This window comes from Psychrobacillus soli, from assembly GCF_006861775.1.
GTDB classification, from domain to species: Bacteria; Bacillota; Bacilli; order Bacillales_A; family Planococcaceae; genus Psychrobacillus; species Psychrobacillus soli.
The window spans coordinates 1-13156 of sequence record NZ_VDGG01000034.1 but is presented as its reverse complement, the minus strand read 5'-3'; the positions used below and the strand labels follow the sequence as shown (position 1 = coordinate 13156).

Annotated in this window: 16 protein-coding genes; 2 read left to right on the top strand and 14 right to left on the bottom strand. The window is 37.1% G+C overall.

Annotated elements, in window-relative coordinates; translation table 11 throughout:
• Positions 1-17: 17 nt before the first annotated feature.
• The 12 genes from FG383_RS14845 to FG383_RS14790 form a co-directional block, all read right to left on the bottom strand.
• Positions 18-2210 (bottom strand): DNA internalization-related competence protein ComEC/Rec2, encoded by a 2193-nt coding sequence (locus tag FG383_RS14845; protein ID WP_142608175.1) that lies wholly within the window; start codon positions 2208-2210, stop codon positions 18-20.
• A gap of 92 nt (positions 2211-2302) precedes the next feature.
• Positions 2303-2866 (bottom strand): ComE operon protein 2, encoded by a 564-nt coding sequence (locus FG383_RS14840; protein ID WP_142608174.1) that lies wholly within the window; start codon positions 2864-2866, stop codon positions 2303-2305.
• A gap of 64 nt (positions 2867-2930) precedes the next feature.
• Positions 2931-3554 (bottom strand): helix-hairpin-helix domain-containing protein, encoded by a 624-nt coding sequence (locus tag FG383_RS14835; RefSeq protein WP_142608173.1) that lies wholly within the window; start codon positions 3552-3554, stop codon positions 2931-2933.
• A gap of 71 nt (positions 3555-3625) precedes the next feature.
• Positions 3626-4363 carry a class I SAM-dependent DNA methyltransferase gene (locus tag FG383_RS14830; RefSeq protein WP_142608172.1) on the bottom strand — a complete coding sequence of 246 codons (738 nt, stop codon included), beginning with the start codon at positions 4361-4363 and terminating at the stop codon, positions 3626-3628.
• Complete coding sequence (gene rsfS, locus FG383_RS14825; protein WP_142608171.1) at positions 4363-4716, bottom strand: ribosome silencing factor; 354 nt, start codon at positions 4714-4716, stop codon at positions 4363-4365. The genes FG383_RS14830 and rsfS overlap by 1 nt, the downstream gene beginning before the upstream one ends.
• Positions 4713-5288 carry a bis(5'-nucleosyl)-tetraphosphatase (symmetrical) YqeK gene (yqeK, locus tag FG383_RS14820; RefSeq protein ID WP_142608170.1) on the bottom strand — a complete coding sequence of 192 codons (576 nt, stop codon included), beginning with the start codon at positions 5286-5288 and terminating at the stop codon, positions 4713-4715. Before yqeK ends, rsfS begins: the two co-directional genes overlap by 4 nt.
• Positions 5278-5850 (bottom strand): nicotinate-nucleotide adenylyltransferase, encoded by a 573-nt coding sequence (locus tag FG383_RS14815; RefSeq protein ID WP_142608169.1) that lies wholly within the window; start codon positions 5848-5850, stop codon positions 5278-5280. The genes yqeK and FG383_RS14815 overlap by 11 nt, the downstream gene beginning before the upstream one ends.
• Positions 5847-6152 carry a ribosome assembly RNA-binding protein YhbY gene (gene yhbY / locus FG383_RS14810; RefSeq protein WP_142608168.1) on the bottom strand — a complete coding sequence of 102 codons (306 nt, stop codon included), beginning with the start codon at positions 6150-6152 and terminating at the stop codon, positions 5847-5849. The genes FG383_RS14815 and yhbY overlap by 4 nt, the downstream gene beginning before the upstream one ends.
• Positions 6139-6969, bottom strand: coding sequence for a shikimate dehydrogenase (aroE, locus tag FG383_RS14805; RefSeq protein ID WP_142608167.1), 831 nt, complete (start codon positions 6967-6969; stop codon positions 6139-6141). The genes yhbY and aroE overlap by 14 nt, the downstream gene beginning before the upstream one ends.
• Before the next feature lie 12 nt (positions 6970-6981).
• A complete protein-coding gene (gene yqeH, locus FG383_RS14800) occupies positions 6982-8085 on the bottom strand; it encodes a ribosome biogenesis GTPase YqeH (protein WP_142608166.1) in 1104 nt (367 codons plus the stop codon).
• On the bottom strand, positions 8082-8603 hold the full coding sequence (locus tag FG383_RS14795) for a YqeG family HAD IIIA-type phosphatase (protein ID WP_142608165.1): 522 nt from the start codon (positions 8601-8603) through the stop codon (positions 8082-8084). Before FG383_RS14795 ends, yqeH begins: the two co-directional genes overlap by 4 nt.
• A gap of 37 nt (positions 8604-8640) precedes the next feature.
• Entirely contained in the window at positions 8641-9423 is a 783-nt protein-coding gene (locus FG383_RS14790; protein ID WP_142608164.1) for a phosphatidylserine decarboxylase, read from the bottom strand.
• 89 nt (positions 9424-9512) lie between these two features.
• Between FG383_RS14790 and pssA the strand changes: the two genes are divergently transcribed.
• Positions 9513-10052 (top strand): CDP-diacylglycerol--serine O-phosphatidyltransferase, encoded by a 540-nt coding sequence (gene pssA / locus FG383_RS14785; RefSeq protein ID WP_142608163.1) that lies wholly within the window; start codon positions 9513-9515, stop codon positions 10050-10052.
• 103 nt (positions 10053-10155) lie between these two features.
• On the top strand, positions 10156-10884 hold the full coding sequence (gene sigK / locus FG383_RS14780) for an RNA polymerase sporulation sigma factor SigK (RefSeq protein WP_142608199.1): 729 nt from the start codon (positions 10156-10158) through the stop codon (positions 10882-10884).
• A gap of 198 nt (positions 10885-11082) precedes the next feature.
• On the opposite strand, the gene mtnN is transcribed toward sigK, so the two are convergent.
• Together mtnN and FG383_RS14770 are read right to left on the bottom strand one after the other, a co-directional pair.
• The gene (mtnN, locus tag FG383_RS14775; protein WP_142608162.1) at positions 11083-11775 is read right to left on the bottom strand and encodes a 5'-methylthioadenosine/S-adenosylhomocysteine nucleosidase; all 693 of its coding nucleotides are present in this window, start codon (positions 11773-11775) and stop codon (positions 11083-11085) included.
• Positions 11776-12141: 366 nt separating this feature from the next.
• Entirely contained in the window at positions 12142-12807 is a 666-nt protein-coding gene (locus FG383_RS14770) for a YrrS family protein (RefSeq protein ID WP_142608161.1), read from the bottom strand.
• Positions 12808-13156: the final 349 nt, after the last annotated feature.

Below are 13156 nucleotides of genomic sequence, written 5' to 3'. Positions count from 1 at the left end.
GCAAAGCCTTTTTTTAGTTACTTAAAATTTGTTACCAATATTTCTCCCTTTTTCGTTATTTCAACTTCAATCGCTCCATCTCTACCCGTTTGTAAAAAAGGTATTTGAAGCGTTTCTAAACGCTCGACTACATCTGGATGTGGGTGGCCAAATCTATTCCCAAACCCAGCAGTAATGATCGCCACATCGGGATTTGTTAATGTTAAAAAAGATTGTTCGCTAGAAGTTTTACTTCCATGATGCCCCATTTTTAATAACGTAATATTTTTTAACGCTCCCCGGTACCTATTAACTAAATCCAACTCTCCCTCTTTCTCTAAATCCCCCATAAATAATCCATGAAAATAACGATTTTGCATGGATAAGACTAGTGAATCATTATTTCCTTCATACATAGAATCTATTGGATAGATATAGTGAAACTGAAAATAATTTGAGTCTATTTCCAGTCCCGCGCCTTTTTCTACCATAGGAATTTGTTGCTCCCTTACTTCTTTTAGCAAATCTTGCATGCCCTCTTTATTAGTAGATCCAGGTGTAATATGAATTTCACCTACGGGCACTTCCCCTAAAATCTCCTCTGCACCTTCCATATGATCCGCATCTGCATGCGTAATGACTAGTGTATCTATTTTGGTTATTCCTTTTCCTTTTAAAAACGGTACAACAATTTGTCTTCCCACTTCATAGACTTCATTCGTCACCTTCCATGCTTCCTGTTCAAAACGTAATAACCCTCCCGTATCAATCATGATTACTTCTTTTCTGTAAGGCATTTCAATCACGATACAATCCCCTTGCCCGACATTTAAAAAAGTTATTTTCGTCGATGAATCTAAATATGGGGTAATATGCATAATTCCAATTGGCGATAAAAGAAGTAAACTACATACAATAAGCCGCTTCTTTCGTTCAATCGAGATAAAAAAAAATATCACCGTCACATAAGCCGTAAACACAAGTAGCAAGGACGGCTTCATCGGATTCCACATTTGAAAAGGTAAACTACCTAAATACATGATAAAGTCACCTAATAAATTGCGTATCGGTTCATATAATTGGAAAAGAAAATCACTAAGCGTAGTAGAAATATACGTGAGTAACAAGAAAAAGAGGTTAATAGGTAAAATGATAAACGAAAACAAAGGAACAAAAACTAAATTTGCGAGGAATGAGGAAATGGAAATTTCATAAAATTGATAAAGAAGAATAGGATAAACAATCAATTGACACAGAGCTGTAATAACAAAAGATTGCATCACATAGGACGTACTATTTTTTAACAACACAGTCGAGTAAATAAGCGAAAGTGCAGCTAAATACGATAATTGAAAACCAATTTGAAAAATAACCCAAGGCGTGAGTAAAACAAAACCAATAACGCTTAACGAAAATGCATCATCGATTGCAAGTTTTTTCTTAAACAATAAACTAAGTAAAACGATCTCCGTTACGGAAACAGATCTCCATACAGATGGAGCTCCTCCAGCGATAAATGCATAAAGCGGAAGAGCAATAATTAATAATAAGTTTGCCGTTTCTCTTCGAATCCCGATCCTAATCATCGATTCATATACAAGTAATGCGAGTAGAGCTACATGTAGACCCGAAATCGCAAATAAATGCGTTATTCCTAGTGTTTGATAAGCATGTTGCATATCAGACGGCATCTGCTCTCTACTGCCGATTAAAAGCGCTTCCGCTTCTGCCTGTAAAGATGAAGGAAATGTAGTTTGTATATGCCACTTCATCGCAAATCGCTTTTCTGCCATATACGTAAGAAAGCTCTTGTTTTTCTCTATGATTTGATACGTTTCTACTGCCATTTGACCGACAGCTCCGTTACTTTTAATATAAGAATCCATGTCAAAAGCATAAGCATGAGAAGCTGGTCGTTTCTCTACCTCTTTAGCATCTACCTGAAATACCATACCAGCAACGGATGTTTGCATAAGCATATTTTTTTGACTTTCCGTACTTATTTTAAGTTGTACATACCATTTTTCACCGTCTTCAGATATTGCAAATCCTCGCATATATTGCCCATTTATCCGGTAAATATCTGTCCAAGTTATTTCCTTTACTTGAATTTCATTTGCCTGTATCGGCGTAACTGTTTGCACATAAAAATAAGAAGCAATACCAAAGATGATTGTTCCGGCTATATAAAGTACATGCTTTTGCTTGTACAATAGCCAGCAAAATAGCATGACAAATAACACCAGTAGTTTTACTGATCCATACGCACTAATAGTTGCAATTACAACAGATAAAGCTACATAAATAAAATTTCCTTGAATGGTTATACGCCGAATAATTCTGCCACCTTCTTTTCATAAGGCGCCAATTCTTCCATACTTGCTCCTTTCTCTCGTAACTTAGTTAACAGTTCCATATAGAGTGCAACCTTTTCATCACTTAAAAAGTCGATTTTACGTTCGTCAAACGGGACTTGAATCACTTCCACTCCCGCTTGTTTTAGCAGTTCGATTGCATATTCATTGTTTTTATAATCCTGTGCATAATAAAGGCGAGCAATTCCTGCTTGAATAATCGATTTTGTGCATGGTAAACAAGGAAAATGAGTCACATATAAATCTGCTCCATTTACAGAAACCCCATATTTGGAGCATTGTAATAATGCATTCATTTCTGCGTGAATGGTCCGTACACAATGATTATCTACAACGTAACAGCCATGATCGATACAATGATCTCCACCTGAAATAGAGCCATTATAGCCCCCTGCCATAATACGTCGATCACGAACGATTGTTGCACCGACTGCTAATCTAGTACAAGTGCTTCTTAATGCAAGTAAATGGCTTTGTGCCATGAAAAATTGGTCCCATGTAATACGCTCCATATAACTACCTCCAAGTAATATATACTTCTTCTAGTTTAGTAGTTTTTATCGTGTATAGTCAATATTACTTCACAGTTATTAGGGGTTCTAATTTTTCAAATGTTTTTTGTCCAATCCCTGTCACATTCATTAAATCTTGCTTTTCTTTAAAATGACCGGTTCCTTCTCTGTACGCAAGTATCGCTTCAGCCTTTGCAAGGCCGATTCCAGGTAAAGTAGTGAGCATCATGGCATCCGCTTTATTAATATTTACTAAATTGGAATTTTCGACTTTCGTTGCTGCTATTTCCTCTATTTCTTCTCCTTCAAGCGGTACGTAAATAACCATTTCATCTATTACTCTTTGCGCATGATTAATATTTTTACTATTAGCCGTAGCTAAATAACCTCCAGCAAGTTCAATCGCATTTAACACACGATCACCTTCTGCAAGTTCATAAACTCCTGGATTATTCACTGCGCCTTTGACTTCGATAAAAATTGCAATATCTTCTACATATTCAGTTGTTTCTTCTTGTTGTTCTATAAAGGAATCTTCAAAAGGGATAGGTTGTACATCATCAGCTGTGGGAGGTGCTGATTTGAATTGGGATTGTATAACGAAAAATAATACAATCGTGATCACTGTTGTTGGGAGTAACAGCTTTTTCTTGTATTTCTGAACTAATAAACGAACCAGAAATATCATCCTCTCGCAAAAAGAGGTAAATTATATGGAGTTATAAAAACTATACTAAATTTACCTCTCTTTGGAAAGAACTATTTAGTTGCGTGTATAAAATAACGTTCGATTTCTTCTTCATCTTGTTCTTCAAAAACAGACGTTGAAACGGTTACGGAAGCATATCCAATTTGTTTTAATAACTGTGTATATGATTCTAAAGAAAATGTACGTTGATAATGTGATTCTTCAAATCGTTCATAGTAACCCGAATCATCTCGAACAAAAAACGTCATATCGTGATAAATGGAATGTTCTTCATCCCCTATTTCTGTATGCCATATGTACGCAACTTGCTCATCTTCAAACGTAAACGGACCATTGGGAAAAATTACATCCATTTTATAAAGCGAATGTACATCGAAAAAGAGTTGGCCATTTGATGATAGTGCCTCATAAATACGTTCGAATGTTTGTTTTACTTCTTCCAAAGTGTCCAAATAATTGATCGAATCGATGGCGATGACTGCTACATCTACTTCGTCCATGCCATCTATTTCAGACATCGATTGGCACACGAAAGAAATGTCCGTACCTTGCTCTAAGCTACGGCTTTGTGCAATCGTTAACATCGATTCCGATAAATCTACACCTATTACGTCATAGCCGGCTTTCGCAAATTGCACACTCAAGACACCCGTGCCACAGCCAATATCGACTAAACGTTTTCCGCTAGATGCGGGTGCAGATGCCTGCACCCATTTTGCATATTTATCATATGGTATATCGGACATGAGTGAATCATAAATAAAGGCAAATCGGTCGTACATTACCATTATGCATCTTGCCCTACTTCAATCATTGGTGCATCTCCCCATAGACGCTCTAAGTTGTAATAAGCACGTTCGTCTTTATGGAATACATGTGCTACTACATCGCCCATATCTACTAAGATCCATCTAGCTTCATCGAACCCTTCTAGACGTTTTACAGGATATCCAGCGATTGTTGCTTGTTCCTCTAATTCTTTTGCAATCGCTTGTACTTGGCGATCTGAGTTTGCATGGCAGATTAAAAAGTAGTCTGCAAGTAATGATACCCCTTGCATATTTAATATGACGATATCCTCTGCTCGTTTATCGTCTGCTGCTTTAAAAGCAATCTCTACTAATGATTTTGTCGTTGTCATTCGTTCACTTTTCCTTTCTTTTGTGTCAAATCATTGTAACAATGAAATGAATCCGGAAATACCGATTGTTTTTTTTCGATCAAAAAGATCATACTTTGTTGGATACAACTAATCATTGCATCTTCTAAATCTATTTCCGCTTTTTCCCTTAAAAGCTCAACTCCGGGAAAATTGCGGCTAGGCTCTATCATATCCGAGACATAAATAATTTTTTCAAGTCGTGACATACCTGCTCGACCGGTTGTGTGGAATTTAATCGCGTTTAATGTATCTTCATCGTGTATATGAAATTCATGTTTCGCTACGTAACTTCCAACAGGTGCGTGCCAAAGTTCATGGTGAAAGTCTAATAAAATCGGATTCATCTTTTCCGAAATAATCTTTTCCCTCAACCATTCCTTCTCTGCATATTTCACACTATCATGTAAAATACCGGCAAGCTCTGCTTTTTCCGGGTCTTCTCCATATTTTGTTGCAAGATGAACTGCCGTCATAGCTACCCCTCTAGTGTGAATATAGCGTTTTTCGGGCATTCTATCCTTCATCTGCTCCATTACATGCTCAAATTTCATACAATTTCTCCTTTTGGATGAAATCAATCACTTTATCCGGAATAAGCAACTTCGTTGTTACTCCATTCATCAGTCGATTTCGCACAAGTGTAGAAGATATATCAATTTGAGGAATTGCAATTGTACTAATAGGATATGCCGATTCTATTTTTGTATTTGGTCTAGGAACCCCTACAAACTGTACTTTTTGAACGAGTTCATCTATACGATGCCAGTTCGGCAAATACTCCACTTGATCACCACCGATGATGAAGTAAAATTCGCTTTCCGGCTCTCGCTGCTTTAACATTTCCACTGTATCAATCGTATAAGAAGTGCCTCCACGCTCTAGTTCAATTGTTTCCACTGACAAATTCGGAATTCCACGAATCGCAAGCTGTACCATCTTTAAACGCTGAGCTGCTGTTACTTGCTCGTCCTCTTGTTTATGTGGTGGGGTTGCATTAGGCATGAATCGCACTTCATCCAGACGTAGTGCGTTCAACACTTCATTGGCAATGATTAAATGACCAATATGAGGCGGATTAAATGTACCACCTAAAATCCCTATTTTTTTACTCATGCCCGACTCGCTTTTGGAAGCTCGATTCGTTTATTATTTTTCGATGCTTTATATAATACAACCGTCAAACCGATCAATTGTACAAGCTCAGCTCGAGTCCCTTTTGCCAAGGCTTCTGCCACTTCATGCTTCTCGTCTTCACAGTTTTGTAAAATACTAATTTTGATTAATTCACGAACTTCTAATGCTTCACCTATTTGTTTAATCATCGCATCATTTACGCCACCTTTACCAACTTGAAAAATTGGCGATAGGTGATGTGCCTGACTGCGTAAAAATCTTTTTTGTTTACCTGTTAACATAATTTCCTCCTAATTGCTCGGTTAAGCGTTCCACCATTTGTTCCGTATTTGGTTTAACTCCATTCCAATACGTAAAAGCTATTGCCCCTTGGTGGACGAGCATTCCTAATCCATTTACCGTGCGAACATTGTATTTTTTCGCTTCCTCTAAAAAAGGGGTAACTAAAGGATTATATACAATATCCGCAACAATTGCATGTTCTTTTATTTGGCTAAGCTGAATTGGTAGCGTCGCCGTGTTGTTTTTCATCCCTTGTGGCGTTGTGTGAACGATCACATCGAACTGCGCTATAGTCGCTTCTGCTTCTTCTAATGTGATTGCTTGTCCAATTTGTAATTCTTCCACTAGACGTTTTGCATTCGCATATGTGCGATTAGCAATTGCAATATGCGAAAAGTCTAATTGTTTGAAAGCATGGGCAATACCTCTTGCAGCGCCACCAGCACCTATAATAAGAATTCGATTTGTTTGATCAATCGGTCCAAGTGACTCGATAAATCCAAAGCCATCCGTATTATATCCAACAAAACGACCGTCTCCCGTTTTCACAACTGTGTTTACAGCTCCGATCCCTTTTGCGGAATTGTCTACTTCATCTAAAAAAGGAATAATGGCTTCTTTATATGGAACCGTAACATTCCAACCACTGCAACCTAATAATTTTAATGCGTTCACTGCTTCCTCAAGCTTTCCTTCTTCCACATGAACGGGAATATAACTTGCATTTATATGTTGCTCCTCTAGCCATGTATCATGCATATACGGAGAAAGTGAGTGTGCGATAGGATTTCCTATAACTGCAAACCATTTTTTCAACTAAAAAACCTCCTATATAAGCGATGGTCGAATAGACACTTCAACGCCAGCTGGTGCATGCGCAGCTACAATTACGCCACCGTGCTGAACAGTAATCCAACCTAACCCTGAGAAAACAATATCTGTTTTTGCATCTTTAATCTTAAATTCATGACGCACTAAAGGTGGCAATAAATCTGCAAACTGCTCTGATGGCGGCGATAATAACTTTCCTTTATGTTCTGCATATAAATTGTCTGCATTATCAAGCTTCGTTCGGTGAATCGGAATATCATTCGCGATATGGCAAGTAAACGCAGAGCGATCTCCTTTGATAAAATCGAATCGAGATAATCCACCTAAAAATAAAGTTTGCTCGCTATTCAATTGGAACACTTTCGGCTTAATTTCTTTTTTCGGCGTAATAAATTTAAGCTCAGTTGGATCCAAATAATGCGCCATCTGATGATGATTTATAATACCAGGTGTGTCATATAATGCTTTGGTATCGTCTAATGGAATTTCAATCATATCAAGCGTTGTTCCAGGAAAATGGGATGTTGTAATGACTGCATCTTCTCCAGTTGCTTGTTTAATAATACGATTGATAAATGTTGACTTACCAACGTTTGTACAACCAACGACATACACATTTTCGCCTTTACGATAATGCTCAATTGCTTCCATTGCTTCTGGCATACCAGTTCCTTTATGTGCACTTACAAATAACACATCGATTGGAGACAACCCTAATTTTTTTGCTTCTTGTTTCATCCAGTTAATTACTTTATTTTTCTTCACGGACTTTGGTAATAAGTCTGCTTTATTGGCAATTAACAAAATTGGGTTATTTCCAACGAAACGATGTAATCCCGGAAGCCAACTTCCATTAAAATCAAATATATCCACAATTTTAACGATTAATCCTTTTTGCGTTCCTAATCCATTTAAAATACGTAAAAAGTCATCATCCGTTAACGAAACCGGTTGTAATTCATTGTAATTTTTTAATCGAAAACAACGTTGACAAATGATATCTTCTTTTTCTAATGAAGAAATTGGGGCATACCCCGGTTCTCCCACTTTTTCTGTTTGAATAATTGTTCCACAACCGATACATTTTGGTGCTTCTGTCACACTTCTTCCTCCCATGTTACTTGACCTTTTTTATCAAGATAACTAAAAATTCTTCGTTCCACTATACGATTAAATTTAGTAATAAACCCGTCTGAATTTGCGACTGGAATAACTAAAATCGTATGGAGCTTTTGTCGGTTTCCACCGAATACATCTGTTAAAAGTTGATCGCCAATAACAACCACTTCGTCACGATTGACGTTCATTTTCTTAACTGCCTGTTTGAAAGCTTTTCCTAACGGTTTTCGTGCATTAGAAATAAACGAGATCCCAAGCGGATCTGCGAATGATTTTACTCGAAACTCATTGTTATTCGAAACAATTGTTACTTGAATGCCAGCCGCTTTCATGACTGCAAACCATTCGATCAACTTCGGTGTTGCATTAGGACGATCCCACTCTACTAGTGTATTATCTAAATCTGTAATCACTGCTTTCACACCCTTTTCTTTTAAAAAGTCGGGTGTTATATGAAAGATGCTTCTTACAAATTCACTTGGTATAAAATATGAATACAAAAACGAACACTCCAATTCGGCGCTTTTTCTTTTACGATTATAGCATATTTGCCACAATCTCACCCATTCGTACAAATTTCCCGGGTTTCATGCTGGATAAAAACTCCATACTACCTTCCTCAAACAGCATAACTACGGTCGATCCAAACGAGAAATAACCGACTTCTTCCCCTTTTTTCCAAACAGGAGAAGTATTCGTTAGTTCAATCGAATTGACAAACATAGCCCCAACTTTAATATGGAAACAATGTTTTTGATTAGGCATACTAAGTTCCGTTAACAAACGATAATTCCCGCTAATTGCTTCTTTTCCATATTGAAGTCCCCATTTATTAACAGGATACGATTTTTTTCCAAGCTTATACTGTCGAATTACTTCCCCGTCTACCGGTGCGTGAATGCGATGATATTCAGCTGGACTTAAATATAAAATAATATAATTGCCATTTACAAACTGGTTAGCAACCTCTTGCGAACCAACTAAATTTTCTAATGTATAAGGTTTATCTTTCACTAGAAAAATGCCATCTTTCGAAATAGCACCAAATGTTTCTACAGTTGCATCCACAGGACTAATAATACTAGTTGTCCCTGGATGTATCGGTCTACTATTTGTTGTCACTTCGCGGATAAAAAAATCGTGCAAAGTAGAAAACTCATTAATAGGACGAGAGACGTCTAGTAATGTTATATTAAAATACTTAATATAAGAAAGTATGAAGGATTTACTAAGCTTTGATCGTGCAAATGATTGAATAACAGAGGAAGACCATCTACCATTCGTTAATTCAATCATCGATTGATATAATTTTTCTCTCATTTCTATCTCCCTATGAACAATAGTTTACAATTTTTACTTTTTCAACGTATAATAAACAAAATAGTTGATTTGTAAAGGAGTGATTTACAATGTATTTACAAAGTATTATGTCCAATACCCGAAAGAAATTGAGATCACATGCAGCTAATATGATTACTATTGCAAATCTTGCTTTTGGCGGCGCAGCCATTATGGCTACGATGAATGAAACTCCTGCATACAGTGTTTTATTTATATTTATAGCAGGTTTGTTAGACCGTTTTGATGGAATGGTTGCAAGAAAATTTCAAGTTGAATCGGCACTCGGAAAACAACTCGACTCAATGAGTGATATCATTTCTTTTGGCGTCGCTCCAGCATTGCTCTTGTATTCCTTAGTATTACAAGAATTTAGTACTGCCGGCATGGCAATCACCATCATTTATATCGCGTGTGGTGCATTTAGACTTGCCCGATTTAATATTTCGGAATCGAACGGATTTTTTACAGGTCTCCCGATTACAGTTGCAGGCGTTATTTTAACATTATCTTATTTTGCTATTGATATTATTCCTTCCGTTTCATACATGTTCTTATTCATCATTCTTGCTTTTTTAATGATCAGTACATTTACATTAAAGAAAGTTTAATACCTTTTTCCAAATTAAAACGGTTGCTACTTGCAATCGTTTTTTCATATTCTTATGTTTTTCGACATATACTAAAGCGTATAACTAGATGGAGGTGAATAGTATCTCTGGTCTTTTGACTGCATTTATAAGTGTTGTCTCAGATCTTCCTCTTGTTCTCGGTTACTTGAAGGGTCAGGCGTTTCATCAACCATTTACGCCAGAAGAAGAAAAAGTGATGATCGATCGTTTTTTGGATGGTGATCTATCCGCAAGAGATGAACTCATCGAACGCAATATGCGCCTCGTTGCGCATGTTGTAAAGAAATTCCATCCAAAACATGAGCTATTAGATGATTACATCTCCATTGGGACGATTGGATTGATGAAAGCAGTTAATAGCTATACGCCAACTAAAAAAACGAAACTAGCAACCTATGCAGCAAGATGTATAGAAAATGAAATACTTATGTATTTGCGTTCGCTAAAAAAAGTACAAAAAGACGTTTCTTTGCATGAACCAATCGGAATGGATAAAGATGGCCATTCTTTAGAGATAACAGATTTACTTCAAAATATGGATAAAAGTACCGATGAGCAACTTGTCGATGAAGAAGATACAAACAGATTGTATACACACTTGTCTAATTTAGAAAAACGAGAATTAGAAATTGTTATTCGCCGATATGGCTTACTTGGGCATGAGCCAATGACGCAAAAAGAAATATCGAAACAATTGAAAATATCTAGAAGTTACGTGTCACGAATTGAAAAACGTGCGCTTGTTAAACTATACCAATCGTATATTCATGAAAAAAACTCTTTTGATGTATCAAACACCAAAAGAGCTTAGAAGAACTTAATCTTCACTTGTCTCTGCTATCATAATGAATGCTAAAACAGCCGTTATTAAAATAGACATTCCCATCAAAAAGATCATTCTATTAACCCCCTCTAACATATTAAAGCCTTTGTTGCCTATATCATAGCATACAATGGATAAATTATTAATATGAAAGTGATTATTCTAGTTTGTCAAATTCATGACAAATTATAATCGCTCTACTACACGCAAAACGATTTCTGTCGAATGCTTAGCCGCAACCGGTAAAAATTCATCGAAACTAATAGAAGACTCTTTCCCAGCAATATCCGATAGTGATCGGATGACAACGAAGGGAACTTCGAACTGATGACAAACTTGCGCTACAGCTGCCGCTTCCATTTCACAAGCTTTCATCTGTGGAAAATGACCGCGAACTTCTTCTACTTTTTCAGGATTATGCATAAAAATATCTCCAGTTGCGATTAATCCAGTAGCCGCTTCATGTTCTCCAATTTCTTTTACTGCTTCTTCTGCCAATTTCATCAAATGTTTATCAGACTTAAACGCTGCTGGAAGTAGTGGCACTTGTCCCATTTCATATCCAAAAGCCGTCACATCGACATCATGATGTCGTACTTCATCTGAAATAACTATTGCACCTACAGAAAGTGTTGGATCATATCCACCAGCTGAACCAGTATTAATCACGTAGTCCGGTTTATATTCGTTTAATAAAATAGCTGTCGTCATTGCGGCATTTACTTTACCTATTCCGCTTTTTAATAGAATTACTTCATGATTTTTGTAAGTACCAATTGTAAATTCACTATTTGCAATTATTCTTGTTTCAGCATTTTCTATTGCATTTCTCAATAATTCTACTTCTTGCTCCATTGCACCAATAACTGCAATTTTCATCTTATTTTGCCCCTCTCTATCCATTACGCCTTGGCGTAATTACGTCCAGATTTTGAATCGAGCTTGAGGCCTATAGGAGGTAGGTCATACAGTCGTTGCGATAGGACATCGCGAACCTAGACTACCCTCATTGACTCCTTTCAAAATCTGTGACATCCGCCGGAGGCTTTATCTTCGTTCAGCGGGCGTTTAAACACCCGCTGAACAGTAAACAAAACCGCATTCATTCACCGGTGGAAATCTTTTGCTCCTGCGCAAGCTCGTCGCAGTGAAATATTTTGCTCCTGCGCAAGCTCGTCGCAGTGAAATATTTGCTGAATGAAAATAAAGCGCTTCTATTAAAATAAGTCAAAGACGCCCTTGAAGTCAAGAGGCGTCTTCTAATGTTGTTAACTTTTCTCTTTTCGTCGGTTTCCATCCTTGCCCATCTACCCATTCTAAAGAAATTCGGTAAATTTCTTTTCCATCTTTCGAAGTGACGGTCCCAATCGATTTTTGAGGGCTGCCACCATTTCCTAAATACTTCACATACATATTAGAAGGATCTAGTCCAGCAGCATATGCTAGTGCTTCTACCTTTTCTGCCCAATCAACCGATGAACTGTCATAACTAGAGACATGTTCCCCAGTTTGTGTTGTGCCAATTGGTTCCCATTCTGAGTCAACAGTATCATTTTCTTGGTTTGTATTGCTAGATTGCTCTGTTGTACTAGATTCGCTATTATTTTCCGATGAATCTACTTTCGTATCTTCTTCCTCTGCAGTTGGATTAGTGCTTGGCTCATTTTGGCTAATGGATTCGTTTACAGAAGAATCTTCTTCCTCTTGGTCGGTGGTTTCTTCTTCTGTCGTGTCCGCAGTATCCGCTACATTTTCTTCTACGGCAGCTTCTTCGGATTTATCGTCCGTTACGATATTTACGACTACTACGATGATTAGGAGTAATACTATTCCAATTAATATATTTAGTATTTTATTTGATTTTTTCTTTCGAATTTGTCTCAAATTCATGCGTCTATTATTTTCTTTCATACAATTCCTCCTCCGTTCATTAGAGAATACAATATAATAAGACGATTAGAAAGCGTATTTAGTTTCATTTTCCAGAACAAAATGCTAAATGGCTTCAAGTCTATCATTTTTTTATTAGTTTCCACAAAAGAAAGTATGTGCAGTATAGGGATACTGCGTGGTAATGCGTCAACTAGTGACCGCTATGATTTCCGCTGCAGTCGAACGCTTTCCGCCGGGTGAGTGCACTGCACCCCATTTATTAGACACATGAATGGGATGTCATAATATGAGAAAACGATTTAGCTTAGAAGAAAAATATCAAGCTGTTCTGCTCTATTTATCCGGTCGTTATTCTTACCGCGAAGTT

Coding starts and splice junctions, on each gene's coding strand:
- FG383_RS14815 (WP_142608169.1), bottom strand. CDS start 5,850: ATGAGTAAAAAAATAGGGATTTTAGGTGGTACATTTAATCCGCCTCAT.
- pssA (WP_142608163.1), top strand. CDS start 9,513: ATGTATTTACAAAGTATTATGTCCAATACCCGAAAGAAATTGAGATCA.
- FG383_RS14845 (WP_142608175.1), bottom strand. CDS start 2,210: ATGCTATTTTGCTGGCTATTGTACAAGCAAAAGCATGTACTTTATATA.
- FG383_RS14840 (WP_142608174.1), bottom strand. CDS start 2,866: ATGGAGCGTATTACATGGGACCAATTTTTCATGGCACAAAGCCATTTA.
- yqeK (WP_142608170.1), bottom strand. CDS start 5,288: ATGAAATTTGAGCATGTAATGGAGCAGATGAAGGATAGAATGCCCGAA.
- FG383_RS14770 (WP_142608161.1), bottom strand. CDS start 12,807: ATGAAAGAAAATAATAGACGCATGAATTTGAGACAAATTCGAAAGAAA.
- mtnN (WP_142608162.1), bottom strand. CDS start 11,775: ATGAAAATTGCAGTTATTGGTGCAATGGAGCAAGAAGTAGAATTATTG.
- FG383_RS14790 (WP_142608164.1), bottom strand. CDS start 9,423: ATGAGAGAAAAATTATATCAATCGATGATTGAATTAACGAATGGTAGA.
- rsfS (WP_142608171.1), bottom strand. CDS start 4,716: ATGACAACGACAAAATCATTAGTAGAGATTGCTTTTAAAGCAGCAGAC.
- FG383_RS14830 (WP_142608172.1), bottom strand. CDS start 4,363: ATGGTAATGTACGACCGATTTGCCTTTATTTATGATTCACTCATGTCC.
- yhbY (WP_142608168.1), bottom strand. CDS start 6,152: ATGTTAACAGGTAAACAAAAAAGATTTTTACGCAGTCAGGCACATCAC.
- FG383_RS14835 (WP_142608173.1), bottom strand. CDS start 3,554: ATGATATTTCTGGTTCGTTTATTAGTTCAGAAATACAAGAAAAAGCTG.